This is a genomic window from Aeromonas sp. HMWF015 (assembly GCF_963878965.1).
Classification (GTDB): Bacteria; Pseudomonadota; Gammaproteobacteria; order Enterobacterales; family Aeromonadaceae; genus Aeromonas; species Aeromonas veronii.
The window spans coordinates 16,729-35,940 of sequence record NZ_CAWNZT010000109.1 but is presented as its reverse complement, the minus strand read 5'-3'; the positions used below and the strand labels follow the sequence as shown (position 1 = coordinate 35,940).

The 19,212-nt window shown below is 57.9% G+C and carries 14 protein-coding genes; 10 read left to right on the top strand and 4 right to left on the bottom strand.

The window, feature by feature from the left end:
• The first annotated feature begins 42 nt into the window (after positions 1-42).
• The 10 genes from AACS18_RS05430 to htpG all read left to right on the top strand — a co-directional run bounded on the left by AACS18_RS05430 (position 43) and on the right by htpG (position 15,130).
• The gene (locus AACS18_RS05430) at positions 43-1,473 is read left to right on the top strand and encodes a VasL domain-containing protein (RefSeq protein ID WP_108613913.1); all 1,431 of its coding nucleotides are present in this window, start codon (positions 43-45) and stop codon (positions 1,471-1,473) included.
• A gap of 305 nt (positions 1,474-1,778) precedes the next feature.
• Entirely contained in the window at positions 1,779-2,066 is a 288-nt protein-coding gene (locus AACS18_RS05425) for a type VI secretion system PAAR protein (RefSeq protein ID WP_108613905.1), read from the top strand.
• Positions 2,067-2,077: 11 nt separating this feature from the next.
• Positions 2,078-4,123 (top strand): type VI secretion system Vgr family protein, encoded by a 2,046-nt coding sequence (gene tssI, locus AACS18_RS05420; protein WP_108613904.1) that lies wholly within the window; start codon positions 2,078-2,080, stop codon positions 4,121-4,123.
• Positions 4,113-4,841, top strand: coding sequence for a DUF4123 domain-containing protein (locus AACS18_RS05415; RefSeq protein WP_258228860.1), 729 nt, complete (start codon positions 4,113-4,115; stop codon positions 4,839-4,841). Before tssI ends, AACS18_RS05415 begins: the two co-directional genes overlap by 11 nt.
• Positions 4,838-9,679: an RHS repeat-associated core domain-containing protein gene (locus AACS18_RS05410; protein ID WP_108613902.1), complete on the top strand. Its 4,842-nt coding sequence runs from the start codon at positions 4,838-4,840 to the stop codon at positions 9,677-9,679. The genes AACS18_RS05415 and AACS18_RS05410 overlap by 4 nt, the downstream gene beginning before the upstream one ends.
• Positions 9,676-10,047: a hypothetical protein gene (locus AACS18_RS05405; protein WP_108613901.1), complete on the top strand. Its 372-nt coding sequence runs from the start codon at positions 9,676-9,678 to the stop codon at positions 10,045-10,047. Before AACS18_RS05410 ends, AACS18_RS05405 begins: the two co-directional genes overlap by 4 nt.
• A gap of 266 nt (positions 10,048-10,313) precedes the next feature.
• A complete protein-coding gene (locus AACS18_RS05400; RefSeq protein ID WP_258228859.1) occupies positions 10,314-11,075 on the top strand; it encodes an RHS repeat domain-containing protein in 762 nt (253 codons plus the stop codon).
• A gap of 43 nt (positions 11,076-11,118) precedes the next feature.
• On the top strand, positions 11,119-12,036 hold the full coding sequence (locus AACS18_RS05395) for an IS5 family transposase (protein ID WP_108613900.1): 918 nt from the start codon (positions 11,119-11,121) through the stop codon (positions 12,034-12,036).
• A gap of 401 nt (positions 12,037-12,437) precedes the next feature.
• Positions 12,438-13,040, top strand: coding sequence for a recombination mediator RecR (gene recR / locus AACS18_RS05385; protein WP_021231388.1), 603 nt, complete (start codon positions 12,438-12,440; stop codon positions 13,038-13,040).
• Positions 13,041-13,216: 176 nt separating this feature from the next.
• Positions 13,217-15,130: a molecular chaperone HtpG gene (gene htpG, locus AACS18_RS05380; protein WP_108613898.1), complete on the top strand. Its 1,914-nt coding sequence runs from the start codon at positions 13,217-13,219 to the stop codon at positions 15,128-15,130.
• A 106-nt stretch (positions 15,131-15,236) separates the two neighbouring features.
• Here htpG and AACS18_RS05375 read toward each other — a convergent pair whose 3' ends face one another.
• The 4 genes from AACS18_RS05375 to AACS18_RS05360 all read right to left on the bottom strand — a co-directional run bounded on the left by AACS18_RS05375 (position 15,237) and on the right by AACS18_RS05360 (position 19,062).
• Positions 15,237-16,022, bottom strand: coding sequence for a peptide ABC transporter ATP-binding protein (locus AACS18_RS05375; RefSeq protein WP_108613897.1), 786 nt, complete (start codon positions 16,020-16,022; stop codon positions 15,237-15,239).
• A 34-nt stretch (positions 16,023-16,056) separates the two neighbouring features.
• A complete protein-coding gene (locus AACS18_RS05370; RefSeq protein ID WP_108613896.1) occupies positions 16,057-17,055 on the bottom strand; it encodes a peptide ABC transporter ATP-binding protein in 999 nt (332 codons plus the stop codon).
• A 118-nt stretch (positions 17,056-17,173) separates the two neighbouring features.
• Positions 17,174-18,067 (bottom strand): ABC transporter permease subunit, encoded by an 894-nt coding sequence (locus AACS18_RS05365; protein ID WP_108613895.1) that lies wholly within the window; start codon positions 18,065-18,067, stop codon positions 17,174-17,176.
• A 35-nt stretch (positions 18,068-18,102) separates the two neighbouring features.
• Positions 18,103-19,062 (bottom strand): ABC transporter permease, encoded by a 960-nt coding sequence (locus tag AACS18_RS05360; protein ID WP_108613894.1) that lies wholly within the window; start codon positions 19,060-19,062, stop codon positions 18,103-18,105.
• Between the last annotated feature and the right edge of the window lie 150 nt (positions 19,063-19,212).

Below are 19,212 nucleotides of genomic sequence, written 5' to 3'. Positions count from 1 at the left end.
ATGCCGGGGGGCGCCATGCCCCCCAGCATTTTGGAATCCGATATGTCACAGAATCAACAAGGCCAGCAGGCATTGAAAGTGGGGCGTGACCCCAGAATGTTGCCGGAATACGAGGCGCTGCGCGCTGAAATCAACAAGCTCAGCCACGCCTCCCGTCCCGAGGTGGATTGGGTCAGGATCCATCAGCTCGCCAGTCAAATCTTCGAAAAGCACGGGGTGGACCTGCAGACCGCCATCTACTTCACCTTGGCGCGCTCCCGTCTTCAGGGGCTGAGCGGCTTTACCGAAGGGTGCGAGTTTCTTGCCAACCTGATCGTCACCCAGTGGGAGAGTTTCTGGCCGCCGGTGCATCAGGAGCGGGCCCGCATCGAGATGCTCGACTGGTTTATTGCCCGCGTCAGCGACGTGATCCGCCAATACCAGATCAGCCATGATGACAAGCGGCTGATCTACCGCTGTGAGCGGGCGCTGCAACTCATCAGCGAGAAGTTGCACAACACGGGCTTGAGCCGCATTCCCCGGGTCGAGAATCTGGTGCACTTCATCGAGGGCTATACCCATCTTTTTGACGAGACCGAGATCGTCATCGTCTCCGACGATCCGGGCCTCAAGGATGAGCTGCAGATCCCGCCGATGGTCTTCTTCAAATCCGACATGGAGAGCGACCACGGTGCCTCTGCCGGGGCGGCAACCCCGCACCTGCCTCAGGGCAGTATTCTGGTGGGGCGCGAGAAGGGGCAGATGAAGCCGACCGTACTCAAGATTGAGCAGCATCGCAAACAGCGGCCCGCCTGGTTCTGGTTTGGTTGCGGCCTGCTCACCTGTGCCTTGCCCATGATGGGATGGCTTGGCTGGCAACATCAGCAGCAGGAGAAGGTCATCGCGGCGCAACGGTTGCAACAACCCGCTGCAGCGTTGCCGCAGGCCCTGAGTTATGACGACATTCGGCAGGCGCGCATCGTGTTGGGGGAGCAGACCCTGCAGGGGATGGAGAGCGAGCTGGTGTCGCGTTATCAGGCCCAACTGGATCGGCTTGAGCAGGCCTCGCCCCTCTACTGGTACCGTTATGGCGAGGGGCTGCGCAATTCGCTGCAGATGCTCTATCCTGACTCGCTGGCGGTCAAGGCTCTCGACAAACAGTGGCAGACAGCGCTGGCCGGCCTGCAGGGGGATCTCAACCGGGTTCCGACCTATCTGGAGGCGCGCGCCGGGGTCGATGCCCTGATCGATCAGCTGTTGGAGCTGGAGCGTCAGCGCAAGACGGTCACGATTTCCTACCTCAAGTCCCAGCTCTACGAGGTACAGAAGAACCTGATGCAGGAGGTCCCGTTCAGTTTACGTCTGAGCGAACTGGAGGCGCGAAAAGCGTCGCAGGAGCCTATTACGGCTGCCGAGCTGAAAGGGATAGAGAGTGACTTGAAAGCACTCAACATCCGGCTTTACCAACTGCAACAAGGGCTATCCGGTAGCTGATTGCTCTGTTATGCGCAACCAGTTGCGCATACTACAGATGGTTGCACTGCAGATGCAATATTTTGCAGGGGGATTGCCCAGTTTGCGCAATCTCTTGCGAATGGATAAGCCTGTCATCTATCGAAAGAGGTTAACCATTTGATTTTATTTGGCTAATTTCGCCAGTGCTGAATGGCATAGCCTGTGCTGTGGCCTGTTCTGTTTATCCGCTGTTTATCAAAATCGCCTGTGCCTGGTGCGTTCCACCGGGCACAGGGGCAGAGGGATGATGTCTGTGCGTCTCCCCACTCATATGGAGAATGACTATGTGCCCCGCTATCGCACTGCTCGGTGACATCGGCACCGACCACGATGGCTTCCCACCGACCCCGGTGATAGCTGCCAGTCCCGACGTGTTCCTCGATGGCAAGCCTGTGGCTGGTCAAGGTGATCCACTGGCGCCCCATGACAAGCCCAACAACCCGCCGCACCCACGTGCCATTGCCGGTGGTGTTGGCTCTGTGCTGGTGAATGGCAAACCCATCGCCGTCACCGGCACGGCAGTGGATTGTGGTGGCGTGGTGATTGGTTCCGGTAGCGGACAGGCAGGATAAGGAACAGAGTCATGGCACAGAGCACAGGATTACAATTTACGGTCAAGGTGGGGGCGTTGCCCGAGAGCACCTTTGTGGTGGCCAGTTTTCAGCTGGATGAGGGGCTGAACCGGCCGTTCAATCTGCAGCTGGAGGTGGCCAGCAGCCAGCCTGATGTTGACTTTGGCGCCGTGCTGGACCAGCCGTGCGAGCTGATGGTGTGGTACAACGGCGCGCTGCAACGCAGGGTCTGCGGGGTAGTGAGCGAGTTTGCCCAAGGGGACAGCGGCTTTCGCCGCACCCGTTACAGCATTGAGGTGAAACCTGCCCTGTGGCGATTGGGCCTGCGCCAGAACTCCCGCATGTTTCAGGCGCAGAAGCCCGATGAAATCCTCAGCATCCTGCTGCAAGAGCACGGCATCACCGACTACGCCTTTGCGCTCAAGAATGAGCACGCCCAGCGGGAATATTGCGTTCAGTATCGCGAGACCGACCTCGACTTTGTGAACCGCCTTGCCGCAGAAGAGGGGCTGTTCTACTTCCACGAGTTTGAAGCAGGCAAACATCGCATCGTCTTTGCTGACGACGCGGCAGCCCTGGCCGCTGGCCCCTCGCTCTTCTTCAACCTCGGTAACCGCTCGCTGGAACAAGGTCCGTATGTGCGCCAGTTCCACTACCGCGAATCGGTGCGCCCCTCGGATGTTGAACTCAAGGACTACAGCTTCAAGACTCCGGCCTATGGCCTCTCCCACAAAAAGCAGGGCGCAGAGCTCGAGCACCAACGGGATACCTATCAGCATTTTGACTACCCGGGCCGCTACAAGCAGGACGGCAGCGGCAAGGCCTTTGCCCAGCACCGGCTCGATGCGTTGCGTAACGATGCGGTGGCGGGCAGTGGCAAATCCAATAGCGCGGCGCTCTTGCCGGGTCAGCACTTTTCACTCACCGAGCATCCTAACGGCAGCCTCAACACCGACTGGCAAATCGTCCATATCCGCCACACAGGTGAACAACCGCAAGCGCTGGAAGAGGAGGGCGGCAGCGGCCCGACCGTCTACCACAACGAATTTGGCGTAGTGAAAGCGAGTACCACCTGGCGGGCGCGTGTTGGCAGCCCCGAGGCACCCTACAAGCCGATGGTGGATGGCCCGCAAATCGCCATCGTAGTCGGCCCGGAAGGGGAGGAGATTTACTGCGACGAGCATGGCAGGGTCAAACTGCAGTTCCCGTGGGACCGCTATGGCAGCTCCAACGACCAGAGCTCCTGCTGGGTGCGGGTGAGTCAGGGCTGGGCCGGTGGCCAGTACGGCATGATGGCGATTCCGCGCATCGGCCATGAGGTTATCGTCTCATTCCTCGAAGGTGACCCCGACCAGCCCATCGTGACGGGGCGCACCTACCACGCCACCAACCGGCCGCCGTATGAGCTGCCAGCCAACAAGACTCGCACCGTGCTGCGCACCGAAACCCACAAGGGTGAGGGCTTCAACGAACTTCGTTTTGAAGACCAGGCTGGGCAGGAAGAGATTTATATCCACGGTCAGAAAGACCTGAATGTTCTCATCGAGAACGATGCGGCGTGGCACATCAAGCACGACCAGCACACCGACATCGACAACGAGCGGGTGACCCGCATCAAGGCCAATGACCACCTGACGATCGAGGGCGAGAAGCGCGACCACATCAAGACGGACTATTCGCTGACGGTGGATGCATCCATGCATCAAAAACTGGGACAAAGTTGGCTCACCCAGGCCGGGCAGGAAGTGCACGTCAAGGCAGGCGCCAAAGTGGTGCTGGAGGCGGGATCTGAAATTACCGTCAAGGTGGGCGGCTGCTTTATCAAGGTGGATGGCGGTGGCGTCACACTGGTTGGCCCTACTATCAAGATGAACTCGGGGGGAGGCCCCGGGTCTGGTTCAGGTTGGGCGGGTAAATCCCCTGTCGGCCCTCATGGTGTGTCAGTTCCTCCCATGCCGAAGGTGCCGCTCAGTCCTGCCCAGCTGGCCACCATGAAGAGTGCTGCCCCTTTCTGTGAGGAGTGTGAGAAGTGCAAGGAGGGCGGCTGTGAAATCTGAGGCTATGTCGCTTGCCGAGTGGGTAGCCGTGCAAACTAGCCCATTGTATGCCGTACTGGCAGGGGCCAGCGATGCGGCGCCTTTGCAGCACTATTACCAGCTTGATGGCCGTCATACACCGCGCGGACTCTATCTCGGTACCCCCTATCACGACTGGCTCCCCGTGATGCCCTATCTGGTCGAGCTGGACAAGGTGAGTCCTTTTATCGAATGGGCTGAAACGACCGATGCTCGCGATTGGGGATTTATTCTGGCGACCGAGCAACCTTCTGGCACTCTCTATGGCCATTTTCAGGGGCTGACCCAGCTCTGGCATCAGGGTGAAGCAGTGTTCTTTCGCTATTGGGATGGCGTGTATATGTCTGCCATCGTGTCGCAGCTTGGTGATGGCATGACAAAGCTGTTGCCGCAACTGGGTGCGATGTGGTGTCAGGGCAATGCATTTTCATGGGAACCATCGGAGCCCTGTGCTGTACGTCCATTTCCCTGGTGGGAACTTCCTCCAGCTATCGCAGCAGTATTGGCCGAGCAAGATACAGGTCCCCTTATCAACAACCTGATGCAACAGCTGGCAGATGAGAATGGCCAGCTTTACTGGGCTTTCCCCGAGGCCAATCTCAGGTGCAAAGTTGCCCGTTTCGTTTCCCGTTACCCATCCCCTGATATCGATCTATTTCCAGCGCTGGAAGCGGCGCTGCTCAATGAGGTTCAAGCATGAGTAATGCCGGCCAGGCCGTCTTCACCCAGGTGATCGCCGATTATCGCAATGCCCTGACTGAGTACCGCAAGGATGCCGAGAGTTTCTTTCTTGGCGACATGCTCGGTATGGACATGGAGCAGACCATCAAGGTTGGTGACAAGACGATAAAAGCCTCTTCGAGCAGCAAGAAGGCGCAATCCGTGGTGACGCAGTGCCCTTTGAGTGGCACTTTGCGGCTAGTACATATGTTCGAATCAGTGCGTTTTATTCCTATCGGTAATACCCCCTACAAGGTGGAAGCGGGCAAGATAGTTCGTGGACGTTTTGTCAGTGAAGCGGTAGCGAAGGAGGGAACCCTGGATGCCAAGGGGATTGCTGAAGTCGGGAAGTTGACTCCGGGCAAGTCTTATCGGGTGACCTTTTACCCCAAGGTGAAGAAGAGTGACCTTGACGCCTTGTTTGCCTCCTATGCTCCAGTGCAAAAAGATCTGGAAGCATGGCTTACCAGAGAGTGGAGCAGCGAACACAAAGTCGCTTGGAGCCGTTATAGCGCCACGGGAGCCGGATTTGGTAGCCATGCGTTGGCTGCTGCCAGTGGCGTTGGCAAGGCGCTGGTTGGGGCGTGGGACGATCTGAAAACCATCTACAACCTGTTGGCCGACCCTGTGGGGAATGCCAAAAAGTTGGCTGAGTTTGGTGTAGATGCTGCAGCCATGGCCAAGGCGGGAGCATCCCAGATGGAAGCCGCCATGCTGGTATTGCAGGATGAAGCACTGCTCTATCTCTATGCCTATGCCCTGGTGTGCTGGGTCAAGATGTTGCCGCCAGATCAGCAGACCGAGTTTGGGTCTCAGGTGATTTCCTCTGTGCTGATTGATGTCATCATCGGTGTGATTTTAACCGGTGGGGCCGGCCTTGCTGCCCGTTATGGCGCCAAGGCAGCCTCAGCGGCCAAGAATAGCGATAGAGTGATGCGTCTGGTGACCTCGCTGGTCAATCTCTCCAAAAAGCACAATCTGGCGCAACATGCTCAAACGGCCAAGAAGGTGTTGATCGCCGGGTCTGCCAAGCTGAGCCCTGCCAAGAAGGCGGATCTCAAACTGGTAGATGGCAGCGCCAAAACACTGGTGGAAAAGGGGACTGCAGCCAAGCGCAAATTCCAGCCCCATTCCGAGATTAAACAGCTTAAAAAGACGCCGGATGCCTCGAAAACGACGACAACACCGGTCAATAAACCCCATCAACCTGAAGCCAAAACCTGCAAGAACAACTGCCCTGTGTCCATGGTCACCGGCGAGGAGTTGCTGGCGCTGGAGGATGCCCATCTGCCGGGCATGCTGCCGTTTACCTTTGGTCGCCTCTATCGCACGTCAGCGGTTGAGCGTTCCTGTGGCATGGGGGCGGGGTGGAGCCATACGCTGGCCCATCGGCTCGAACGTCACGGAGATAGCCTGACCTGGTGGGACCAGGAGTCTCTTGCCATCGAGTTACCGATGCCCTCGGCAGCCAGACCCATGATCACCAACCAGTTGTCAGAGGCGGCCGTTTATCTGGGGGATGAGCCTGACGAGGTGATAGTCGCCAAGGCGGGATCGCCCTTCCTGCATTTCACCTGGCATGGCAAGACAGGCCGTTTGACGGCCATGTCAGACCTTTATGGCAACCGACTCACTATCCGTGCCGATGAGCAGGGGCGCCCCTGCTGGATAGAGAACGAGGGCGGTCTGGCTCTTCGTATTGTTTATCAAAAGGCATATCTGGCCGGTGTCGAATTACAGCATTTTGACGGTATTAACTGGCAGCCAGAAGCGACCTTGCAACGTTATTACTACGACGATGCAGGGCACCTGGTGGTGGCTGAAAACGGGGCCGGTGAGTGCGAACGTTACCGCTATCGTCTCGATGGGGTGATCCTGGAGCGCCGACTGGCGGGCGGCGCAGGGTTCTTCTGGGAATGGGAGCGGGAAGGAAAGCTGGCGCGCGCGGTTCGCCACTGGAGTGATGTGGCCCGTTTTGATGTCAGTTACACCTGGGATGATGACAAGGGTGAAGTGACGGTCAGCAATGCTGATGGCAGTCAGGAGGTCTACCAGCATGACAGCAACGCTCGACTGATCCGTCAGCAAGATCCCGACGGCGCGGTCAGCGAGTTTGTCTATAACGACAAGGGTCAGAAAGTGCTGGCCCGCGATGCACTGGGGGGCGAAACCCGTTACCACTATGACGAAGCGGGCTTGCTGGAGTGCGAGATTGCGCCCGATGGCAGTCAGACCACCTATCACTATTGGGATGGTCGGGTTCGCAAGGTGGTACAGGGGGAGCGTGAATGGCGTTTTCAACGCAACGAGCAAGGGGATGTGATTGCAAGACGGGATCCCCTTGGGCGGGAGACTCGCTACAGCTATAACGCGCAAGGCAAGCTCAGCACCGTGGTGCAACCCGATGGCAGCCGCATCGAACTGGGCTGGAACCGCCTTGGGCAGCTGATTGAGGAGAAGGGTGCCAACGGTGGCGTGACCCGCTGGCGCTATGATGAGCGGGGTCGCCAGATTGTACGGCGCGACCCGCGCGGCGCGATTACCCGCTATGAATGGAATGCGGCCGATCGCTTGCAAGCCGTGAATCTGCCTGGTGGTGGCATCCGCCGTTTCGAATATAACGCCTACGGCAAGGTGACGGCCGAGTGGGACGAGCTCGGCCGCGAGACTCGTTACGAATATCACCTCGGCCTGCATCTGGTGAGCCGCCGCATCAACCCCGATGGCAGTGAACTCAAGTATCGCTACGATAATGCCAAGCTCTTCTTGAGCGAGATTGAGAACGAGCATGGCGAACAGCACCGCATCCACTACTTCCCCAATGGCTTGGTCGCGCGGGAAACCGGCTTTGATGGCCGCACCACCGCTTACCGCTACGACCTCAACGGTCATTTGAGCGAGAAGGTCGAGTTCGGCAAGCAGGAGACCGAGCTGGTCACTCGCTATGAGCGAGACTCCATGGGGCGGTTGCTTAAAAAAACCTTGCCCGATGGCCGTGAAATCCAGTTCAGCTATGACCAGTACGGTCAGTTGACCCAGGTGGATGATGGCGCCTGGCCACTCACCTATGAATACGATGCTGCAGGCAATCTGCTGGCCGAGCATCAGGGCTGGGCTTCCAGCTATTTCAAGCATGATGCCATGGGGCGGTTGGCCCACTGGCAGTTGCCCGATGGCAACAAGCTGGCTTACCACTATCTGAATGGGGAGCTAAGCGGGATTGATCTGAACGGCGCCGAGCTGACTCGCCACCAGATGGTTAGTGGATTGGAGATGCGCCGCAGCCAGGGGGCGCTGACCCAGCAATACGAATATGACGAGCAAGGGCGCCTTACTGCGCTGCGATTGCAACGGGGCAAACAGGTTGCTCGTGAGCGGCGTTACGGTTATGACCGCACTGGCAATCTGCTGCAGATCAATGACAGTGTGCAAGGGGTGCAGCACTACCGCTACGACCCGCTGGACCGCTTGCTGGAGGTGCGTGGTGAACTGACCGAGCGGTTCCTGCACGATCCGGCGGGCAACCTGTTGAGCCAGACGCTGGGTGGCCAGTTTGAGGGGGCGCGCACCCAGGGTAACCGGCTGCTGTTGAGTGGCGATCGCCATTTTGAGTACGACGAATTTGGTCGATTGGCCATCGAGCGTCGTGGCAAAGGCCAGTCACTGGTTACCCGTTATCACTACGACTGCCAGCACCAACTGATCAGGGCTGAGCTGCCGGATGGCACCACGGCCCGTTATGACTACGACGCCTTTGGCCGCCGTATTCGCAAGACGGTGAGTGGGACAAAGGGCGAGCTGGTCACCGAATTCTTGTGGCAGGCCAACAACCTGATTGCCGAAAACAGTTATCAGCTTGGTGATGATAAACGTCGCACTGACGAGCAATACCGCAGCTTTATCTATGAACCGGGCAGCTTCAAGCCATTGGTGCAGTTGGAAGGTGAAGGAACGGATGCCGAGGTATTCCATTATCAACTTGACCACCTCGGTACCCCGCTGGCGTTGACCCGTGACAATGGAGCGACTGCCTGGCAGGTGCGCTATCGCGCCTATGGCAATGTGTGGCGGGAAGAGATCGCCGAGGTTGCCACTCCCTTGCGTTTTCAGGGGCAATATTTTGATGCCGAGACCGGTCTGCACTACAACCGTCACCGCTACTACCAGCCTGAAACGGGTAGATTTATCACCCCCGACCCGATAGGCTTGGCTGGCGGGCTCAACAACTACCAGTACGCCCCTAACCCAACCGGTTGGGTGGATCCGCTGGGATTAAGCAATGTGCCGGGGCAATGTCCTGATTCATTGCCGCGCTCCAGAATTCCGTCCGAGCAGCAAGACGTATTTAAGCAGTTTGAACAACATCATGCTGGACAGTTTAAAGATGACCATTCGTTGGTTAGTGCATTTGAAGAGCTCAGGGATAATGAATCCCCATGGCCAGTTGGATTTACTCCCAAGAGCCGAATCATTGAGCCGGGGGAACGTTTTAATATGGCATTGGGGCCTGGTCAGCCAATAACTAGCCCCGGTGGATTTGGTACTATGGATAATATTAATTCTGCAGACTTTGTATGGGGTAAACTAGCTGTAAAGCAGTCATGGAAACCAGCTGGTATCGATCGTGTGGTTACATATGAGGTTACGCATCCCTTTGAAGTACTAGAAGGACCAGTTGGGCCTCAGATTGAAAAACTATCTGATGGTAGTTATAAATATCTCACTGGTGGTGCTAATCAAATTAATTTGAGGTTGTCTCGAGACCCCGTTGAAAAAATGAATCACCTTAAGATTGTCGAAGTGAAGGAAATAAAGTGAAAATAATTAATGATACTGATTTCATGTATAGTGAATGGGCTTGTGGTGAACAGTCGATTAGACTGTTACACCCCAATAAAGGCTATGCGGTGTATTCGGAGAAAAAAAATGTAGTAGTTTCTATGGAATATGGCACAGGGAATCACCTTGATGCAACTGTCTATGATCTTGCAGGCAATATGATTGGAAAAATACACCCTTCAACAGAGGATGTCTTCTATCAATATATATCTCAACATCCAAATTCTGTTAGTGGTATTGCTATAGTGGGGGCGTTCGATAAAGTGGTTGATAACTTTCAAGATTGGTTTTTTGAGATTGACTTAGATCGCTTTTGTGTCGGTAAACGTATTTCCCCTGCTTATTGAAGGATGGTGTGAATATATGAGGTGTTTTTAGCACCACTGGGATTCTGGATACCAACCATTTTTACTGGGCTCATGCTCGATTAGCGTAGCGTAATCGGGCGTTTGCGGAGCAATCTGTATAGGTCTGGTTATTGCCGGACACCAGACTGAACCGTTTTAACGCAGTCAGCCCTCTTTCAATATGTGGATATGTAAAGGTCAGGATAACGCCATGTCCTGACCTTTCTATATCTTTACTTCTATATCCCCTACGGCAAGGCGGCCGAGTGGGACGAACTGGCCTGCATCTAGTGAGCCGCCGCATCAACCCGGACGGCAGTGAGCTTAAGTATTGCTACGACAATGCCAAGCTCTTCTTGAGTGAGATTGAGAACGAGCATGGCGAACAGCACCGCATTCACTACTTCCCCAATGGCTTGGTCGCGCGGGAAACCGGCTTTGATGGCCGCACCACCGCTTACCGCTACGACCTCAACGGTCATTTGAGCGAGAAGGTCGAGTTCGGCAAGCAGGAGACCGAGCTGGTCACTCGCTATGAGCGAGACTCCATGGGGCGGTTGCTTAAAAAAACCTTGCCCGATGGCCGTGAAATCCAGTTCAGCTATGACCAGTACGGTCAGTTGACCCAGGTGGATGATGGCGCCTGGCCACTCACCTATGAATACGATGCTGCAGGCAATCTGCTGGCCGAGCATCAGGGCTGGGCTTCCAGCTATTTCAAGCATGATGCCATGGGGCGGTTGGCCCACTGGCAGTTGCCCGATGGCAACAAGCTGGCTTACCACTATCTGAATGGGGAGCTAAGCGGGATTGATCTGAACGGCGCCGAGCTGACTCGCCACCAGATGGTTAGTGGATTGGAGATGCGCCGCAGCCAGGGGGCGCTGACCCAGCAATACGAATATGACGAGCAAGGGCGCCTTACTGCGCTGCGATTGCAACGGGGCAAACAGGTTGCTAGTGAGCGGCGTTACGGTTATGACGGCGTTGTTTCCCAAATAGATACAGCTTGGATGGAACTAACTTAGGGCTCGGTGATCTGATCACCACCATCCTCTTCAAGTCTGCATCATGGGCACGTCGCTTCATCCCATCACCAACTGGCCTCAATACAACAAGTCTCTGATTAACCGTGGTTCCCTCACCTTCTGGGTTGATGCTGGCGCCATGGATAACCGGTTCCACCACGACCATCATGGGCGGCGGGGCCGCAACCTGCTCTACACCGACCAGACCATCTGTACCTTCCTGATGCTCAAGGGGATTTTTAACCTCACTCTGCGGGCCACTCAGGGACTACTCGACTCCCTGTTCGAGTTGATGAACGTACCGCTGTGCGCACCGGACTACAGCTGTGTCAGCAAGCGAGCAGGCTCGGTGACGGTGGTTTATCGACAGCCCCCGAAGGAACGCATTACCGACCTGGTTATCGATTCGACTGGCCTGAAGGTGTTTGGTGAAGGTGAGTGGAAGGTCAGAAAACACGGCGCCGAGAAGCGGCGAGTGTGGGGCAAGTTGCATCTGGCGGTAGACCCGGCAACCCACGATATCGTGGCAGCAGAAGTGTCATTGGAAAATGTCCATGATGCCGAGGTGCTACCAACTCTGCTCAAGCCACTATGGCGTAAGCTGGGACGTGTTTATGCGGATGGCGCCTATGACAGCAAAGCCAGCCATCAGCTTATCTCGCGCAAAGGGGCGACAGCCTGTATCCAGCCTCGCAAGAGCGCGGGGTTATGGAAAAAGGGGTATCCAAGAAATGAGGCCGTGCTGGTGATGCGCAAGGAAGGGCTGGCGCACTGGAAGAAGATGTCGGGGTATCACCGTCGCTCGCTGGCAGAGACGGCGATGTATCGGCTCAAGCAGTTGCTGGCGGGAAAAATCAGCCTGCGTAACTACAACGGCCAAGTGGGAGAAGTCATGGCGTACGTTAGCGCCATAAACAAGCTGAATACCCTTGGTCTACCTGTCAGAAAGCTCCGAGTGTAGCGGTCACCAGGGGCTGGGGCAGTTGCTGTTTGATGGTTGATTTGGGAAACAACGCCGGTTATGACCGCACCGGCAATCTGCTGCAGATCAATGACAGCGAGCAAGGGGAGCAGCACTACCGCTACGACCCGCTGGACCGCTTGCTGGAGGTGCGTGGTGAACTGACCGAGCGGTTCCTGCATGATCCGGCGGGCAACCAATTGAGCCAAAAATTGTGTTGTCAGTACTTCTGTGAAGACTGTCTGGTTGATGCGACAGGGCGGTTAGCGAAGAAGCTGTGGGCAAGCCGATGGCGATGGGCGGCGGGCTCGGGTATAGTCCTGCGCCAATGGCGTTATCCTGTTTTGCTGACCCGTCGTGGCCCTGGTGGTGGCGAGGGGCAGGCCCGTGTAAGGAGTGTTATGAAGTTCAGTCCCCTGCTCGATGAGATGATGAAAGCCCTGCAGGTATTGCCGGGAGTGGGGCCCAAGTCTGCCCAGCGGATGGCCTTTACCCTGCTCGAGCGTGAGCGCAGCGGCGGTTTGCGGCTGGCCCAGCTGCTCTCTCGCGCCCTGACCGAGATTGGCCACTGCAGCCACTGCCGCACCTTTACCGAGAACGATCGCTGCGATATCTGCGCCAATCCCAAGCGGGAAGAGAATGGCCTGCTCTGCGTGGTGGAGAGCCCGGCGGACGTGGCGGCCATCGAGCAGACCGGCCAGTTTTCCGGTCGCTACTTTGTGCTGATGGGCCATCTGTCGCCGCTGGACGGCATAGGCCCAGAGGAGCTGGGGCTCGATATTCTCGAGCGCCGCTTGAAAGATGAGGCGATCAGCGAACTGATCCTCGCCACCAACCCCACCATCGAGGGGGACGCCACCGCCTGGTATATCGCTGATATGGCCCGCACCGCCGGGGTAGAGGTGAGCCGCATCGCCCATGGCGTGCCGGTAGGGGGCGAGCTGGAGCTGGTGGATGGCACAACGCTCTCCCACTCCCTGATGGGGCGCCAACGCTTGAAATAGCAAGGTGCCAGCCAGTTTCCCCGCATTAATAGCGGTCGAGCTGGGTAAGAAATAGCCGTTTGAGCGGATTTAAAGGGGCGAGTGAGCGGGATTGCACACTCGCCCCTTGATATTTGATTGGCCGTCCCCATCTAGGTTGGGCATATGTTCAACCCGATGTTTCTGAGGATTGGTCCATGACCCAAAGTGTTCATGCCGAAACCCACGGCTTTCAGACTGAAGTCAAACAACTGCTGAGCCTGATGGCTCACAGCCTCTACTCCAACAAAGAAGTATTCCTGCGCGAGCTGATCTCCAACGCATCCGATGCGGCGGACAAGCTGCGCTTCAAGGCGCTTTCCGATGCCTCTTTGTTCGAAAACGACGGCCAGTTGCGTGTGCGTCTGGTGGTGGACAAAGAGAAGCGTACCCTGACCATCTCCGATAACGGGATCGGTATGACCCGCGATCAGGTGATTGAGCACCTGGGTACCATCGCCAAGTCCGGCACCGCAGAATTCTTCAAAAACCTCTCCGGCGATCAGGGACGTGACTCCCAGCTGATCGGTCAGTTCGGGGTCGGCTTCTACTCCGCCTTTATCGTGGCCGACAAGGTGACCGTGGTCTCCCGCGCCGCCGGTACTGCTCCGGAGCAGGGCGTACAGTGGGAATCTGAAGGGGAAGGCTCCTTCACCGTCGCTGACGTAACCAAAGAGGGTCGCGGTACCGACGTCATCCTGCACCTGCGTGCCGAAGAGGACGAGTTCCTCGACGACTGGCGTCTGCGCTCCGTGGTGAGCAAATATTCCGATCACATCAGCGTACCGGTTGAGATGTTCAAAGAGGGTACCCCGGATCGGGAAGAGGATGGCGAGACCATCGTCGGCACCCCGGGCGAGTGGGAGCAGGTCAACCGCGCCACGGCACTGTGGACCCGCAACCCGAAAGATATCAAGGACGAGGAGTATCAGGAGTTCTACAAGCACGTCGCCCACGACTTTGAAGATCCGCTGCTGTGGGGTCACAACCGGGTGGAAGGGGCGCAGGAGTACACCAGCCTGCTCTACGTACCGGCCCGCGCACCGTTTGACCTCTATAACCGCGAGCAGAAGCACGGTCTGAAGCTCTATGTGCAGCGCGTCTTCATCATGGATGACGCCGAGCAGTTTATGCCGACCTACCTGCGCTTCGTCAAAGGGGTGCTGGACTCCAACGATCTGCCGCTCAACGTTAGCCGTGAAATCCTGCAGGACAACAAGGTGACCGCCTCCCTGCGCAAGGCTTGCTCCAAGCGCGTGCTGACCATGCTCTCCAAGCTGGCGAAAGACGATGCCGAGAAGTACGCCAAGTTCTGGAAAGAGTTCGGTAACGTGCTCAAAGAGGGCCCGGCCGAGGATTACGCCAACCGCGAAGAGATCGCCAAGCTCCTGCGCTTTGCCAGCACCGCTGGCGAGGGCGAAGCCCAGACCGTCTCTCTTGAGGATTACGTTGGCCGCATGAAGGAAGGCCAGCAGAAGATCTACTACATCACTGCTGACTCCTATGCCGCTGCCAAGAACAGCCCGCACCTCGAGATCTTCCGCAAGAAGGGGGTCGAAGTGTTGCTGATGTGGGAGCGCGTGGACGAGTGGCTGATGAGCCACCTGACCGAGTTCGACGGCAAGCAGCTTATCTCCGTCACCCGTGGCGAACTGGATCTCGGCGATCTGGAAGACGAAGCCTCCAAGCAGGCCCAGATCGATGCCGAGAAGGCCAACGCCGGTCTGGTGGAGCGGGTCAAGAAGAGCCTGGGCGATGCAGTGAAAGAGGTGCGTGTCACCCACCGTCTGACCGACTCCCCCTCTTGCATCGTCACCGACGCCTATGGTATGAGCACCCAGATGATCAAGCTGATGCGTGCGGCCGGCCAGCCGGTACCGGAGCAGAAGTACATTCTGGAGCTCAACCCTGACCATGCGCTGGTGAAGAAACTCGACACCATCGAAGATGAGGCGCTGTTCGGTGAGTGGGTTACCCTGCTGCACGAACAGGCCCAGCTGGCCGAGCAGGGCGGGTTGAACGATCCGGCGAGCTTCGTCTCCCGCATCAACCGTCTGCTGCTGCAAGCCTAAGCCGCGACTCTGATAACAAAAAGCCCACTGCATGCAGTGGGCTTTTTCATTTCTCTGTCCCCGTCTGGTGGGGCTGTGACCTCGGAGCGAACGGTCAGCAGAGGGGTTATCGCCGGTATTCGTTGTTGTAGTTCTGGATAAGGCGGCGGGTCACCTCGTGCTGGGGATCGGCAAACACCTTGAGGGTCTTGCCGCGCTCGACCACCCGACCTTCGTGCATCACCAGCACCTCGTCACTGATATGACTGACGATGCCCAAGTCGTTGGCCACCAGCACATAGCTCAGCCCCATGGTCTCTTGCATCTCCAGCAACAGGTTGATGATCTGGGAGCGGACCGAGATATCCAGGGTAGAGAGCGCTTCATCGGCCACCACTATCTTGGGGTTGAGGATCAGCGCCCGCGCCAGCGCCACCCGCTGCTGCTGACCGGCGGAGAGCATCTGCGGGTAGAAGAGGGCGTGATCCGGCAGCATCCCCACCATGCGCAGGGTCTGCACCACCTTCTCGCGGCGCTCCTCCTCGGTCATCTCGGTGTTGAGGCGCAGCGGGGTTTCCAGGATCTGGCCGACCCGGATCTTGCGGTTCAGCGAGGTGTTGGGATCCTGAAAAATCATCCGCAGCAGTTTGCAGCGGGTCTGGTAATCGCCGTGCACCATCAGCTGGCCGTCGATGGCGATATCGCCGCTGGTGGGCTCGATCATGCCAGCCAGAATGCGGGCGAGGGTGCTCTTGCCGGAACCCGCCTCGCCAACGATGGCGAGGGTCTGGCCCACGTCGAGATCGAACGAGAGGGGCTTGATCGCCTCCACCGCCTGACGACGGAACAGACCGGTGCGGTTCTGGTAGGTTTTGCTAAGGCCTCTGACCTGCAACAGGGATGGCTCGATCACAAGCGGGGCTCCTTCATGGGGGCATTAACGGTCATCATTTTTTCGGCTCCTCCATGTTCAGCGGGAAGTGACAGCTGAACTGATGGCCCTTGATCTTGTTCATCAGCGGGGTCTGCACGCACTGCTTCTGGGCGTAGGGGCAGCGTGGCCCCAGACGACAGCCGATGGGCAGGTGCTGCAGCGGCGGGATGACGCCGGGCAGGGTTTCAAGCCGCGACTTGTGACGCACCAGCTTGTCAAAGTCAGGGATCGATTTGAGCAGGGCGTCGGTATAGGGGTGGCGCGGGCTTTCCAGGATCTGCTCCCGGGTTCCTACTTCCACCATCTGGCCGCAGTACATCACGTTGATGGTATCGGTCAGGTTGGCGATGGCGGCGATGTCGTTACTGATGATCAGGATGGTGGTGTTGCCCAGCTTGTTCATCTTGTCCAGCAGCCGCAGGATTTGGGAGTGGGTGGTGGACTCCATGGCGCTGGTGGGCTCGTCGGCAACCAGCAGGCGCGGCTGGTTGGCAATCGCCATGGCGATCATCACCTTTTGACACATGCCATCCGACAGCTCGTGGGGATAGGCACGCATCACCTTGCGGTGATCCTTGACGCCGACCCGGTGCAGCAGGGCGATGGCCTTCTTCTTGCGCCACTGGAAGCGCTGCCAGAACTGCCCCTCGAACGAATCGGTCGGGATCGCCTCTTCCAGTTGGGTGCCGATCTCCTCGGAGGGGTCGAGACAGCTGATGGGGTCCTGAAAGATCATGGCGATCTCGCGGCCCATGATGCGGCGGCGCTCCTTGGGAGCCATGGTCAGCAGATCCATGTCGTTGAAGCGCATCCGGTCGGCACGCACCGTCCAGTTGTCCTTCTCGATGCCGACGATCACCTTGGCCACCAGACTCTTGCCGGAGCCGGATTCACCCACCAGACCGCGGATCTCACCCTCATTGAGGGTGAGGCTGACCTTGTCCACCGCTTTGACCTTGCCTTGCGGGGTATCTATCTCGATGGTGAGATTGCGAATATCGAGCAATGGCATCAGTTATTCCCCGCGGCAAGGGTGCCTTCACCAACCAGCGAATAGCCGATGGGCACGCAATATAATGGTGTACCGACGTCGAGGGCGACATTGCATATATCTTGCAGGGTCATCAGCATCAGTCATTCCCCTCTTTGAGTGCTTCACGAATGCCTTCACCGACTAAATTGGTCACCAGCACGCTGAACAGGATGGCGATGCCGGGCAGGGTGACAGTCCAGGGGGCGAGATAGATAAGGTCGCTCGAATCGGCCAGCATGGTGCCCCACTCCGGTTGGGGTGACTGGGCGCCGAGGCCAAGAAAACCCACCGCCGAGATATCGAGGACCGCTGCCGATAGGGTACGGGTGGTCTGGGCCACCAGGGTTTCGACGATGTTGGGCAAAATGGCCAGTCGCATGATCCGGAAGGGGGGCGAGCCATCGAGGCGGCTGGCAGTGATGTACTCCTTCTGCATCTCGGTATGCACCGCGTTGTAGGTGGCGCGGATAAAGGGCGGGATCAACGCCAGGGTAATGGCAATCAGGGTGTTGCCAAGACCCGGCCCCATGATGGCGACCATGATGATGGCCATCAGCAGGGAGGGGATGGAGAGCAGGGTATCGAGCAGGTGGTGCAGCACGCTCGATTTCAGTCCCTTGCTCATGCCACCGAGGATGCCAATGGCAGAGCCCACCACCATGGCGATCACCACCACGACCAGTGCGTAACCGAAGGTGAGGCGCGCCCCCACCACCAGTCGGGAGAGCATGTCGCGCCCCAGATCGTCAGTGCCGAGGAAGTAGTCGATATTGCCGGTCGCCGCCCAGGAGGGGGCCAGCAGCAGCTTGTCGGTGTGCTGTTCATCGATGCCATAGGGGACGACAAACGGCCCCACCAGGGTGATCAGCAGCAGGATCAGAAAGCACCAGAGCCCCGCCATGGCAAGCGGATTGCGGCGATAGGAAGCCCACGTCTGCTCAAGGGGCGAGAGGATCTTGAGCTCGGGATAGATGTTCGATTTATCTTGCATAGGATACCTGGCTCCTGGTCACGCCATGAGCGCGTTTAATCTTGTTTGGCATACAAATCTTTGCGCCGTGCCGGATAGATAAGGGTGGTCAGCAACTCGGTACTGACGCTGGTCAGGATCACGAAACTGGCGACCACCAGGGTCGCCCCGCGAATGGCGGCGTAATCCTGCAGGGCGATGCTGCTGATGAGCCAGCGCCCGATCCCGTGCCACTCGAACACCACCTCGGTGATCATGGCGGAGGTGAGTACGCTGCCCAGTTGCAGACCCAGCAGCGGCAGCACCGGCGGCAGAGCATTCTTGAGACCATGGCGCCAGACAATCTGCGCCTTGGAGAGACCCCGGCTCGCCGCCGCCTTGATGTAGTTCTGCTTCATCACGTCGATAAGCGAACTGCGTACATGGCGGATCACCTCGGTGGTGGGCACGACGGCCAGCACCAGTGACGGGAGGATCAGGTGGCGCAAAGCATCGTGCAGCGCCGCTTGCCGCCAAGGCTCGTTACTCAACAGCACATCGATCACCGCGATGCCGGTGATGGGCGGCACATCGTAGAGCAGGCTGATCTGCCCGGAGGCGGGCAGCCAACCCAGATCCAGTGAAAAGAGCATCACCACCAGCAGTGCCAGCCAGAATACCGGCACCGCATAGCCGATAAGACCAGCAGTCATGATGGAGAGATCCAGCGTCTTGCCTTGCGACAGCGCGGCCAGAGTACCGAGCGGGATCCCTACCAGCAGCGAGATGGCAAAGGCGGCCAGACAGAGGATCAGGGTTGCCGGGAAGTAGTGGCGGATTTCGTCCAGCACCGGCAGCCCGGAGACGCTGGAGAGCCCCAGATCACCTGCAAAAATGCGGCGCAGGAAGTCGGGATAGCCGCTCCAGAAGCTGAGCTGGTGGTCGAGCAGCCGATACTCCAGCAGATAGGCGACAAAGGTCAGCGCCAGCAGGGTGATGAGCAGCAGGTTGATGCGGCGCAAGGTGTATAAAAGCATGCTTACTCCCTGTGAGCCTGGTTGAAGGAGGTGCCGCCAAAGGGCATCAGCGTCAGCCCCTCGATGTCGCTGCGGCTGACCTGGGTACGCAAAGCGTGTGCCAGCGGAATGAGCGGCAGCTGTTCGTTGAGCAGGGTCTGGGCATAGTAG

Excerpts from the sequence above, each read along its gene's own strand:
- AACS18_RS05410 (WP_108613902.1), top strand. The coding sequence starts at position 4,838 with ATGAGTAATGCCGGCCAGGCCGTCTTCACCCAGGTGATCGCCGATTAT.
- AACS18_RS05365 (WP_108613895.1), bottom strand. The coding sequence starts at position 18,067 with ATGCAAGATAAATCGAACATCTATCCCGAGCTCAAGATCCTCTCGCCC.
- recR (WP_021231388.1), top strand. The coding sequence starts at position 12,438 with ATGAAGTTCAGTCCCCTGCTCGATGAGATGATGAAAGCCCTGCAGGTA.
- htpG (WP_108613898.1), top strand. The coding sequence starts at position 13,217 with ATGACCCAAAGTGTTCATGCCGAAACCCACGGCTTTCAGACTGAAGTC.
- AACS18_RS05425 (WP_108613905.1), top strand. The coding sequence starts at position 1,779 with ATGTGCCCCGCTATCGCACTGCTCGGTGACATCGGCACCGACCACGAT.
- AACS18_RS05360 (WP_108613894.1), bottom strand. The coding sequence starts at position 19,062 with ATGCTTTTATACACCTTGCGCCGCATCAACCTGCTGCTCATCACCCTG.
- AACS18_RS05370 (WP_108613896.1), bottom strand. The coding sequence starts at position 17,055 with ATGCCATTGCTCGATATTCGCAATCTCACCATCGAGATAGATACCCCG.
- tssI (WP_108613904.1), top strand. The coding sequence starts at position 2,078 with ATGGCACAGAGCACAGGATTACAATTTACGGTCAAGGTGGGGGCGTTG.
- AACS18_RS05430 (WP_108613913.1), top strand. The coding sequence starts at position 43 with ATGTCACAGAATCAACAAGGCCAGCAGGCATTGAAAGTGGGGCGTGAC.
- AACS18_RS05395 (WP_108613900.1), top strand. The coding sequence starts at position 11,119 with ATGGGCACGTCGCTTCATCCCATCACCAACTGGCCTCAATACAACAAG.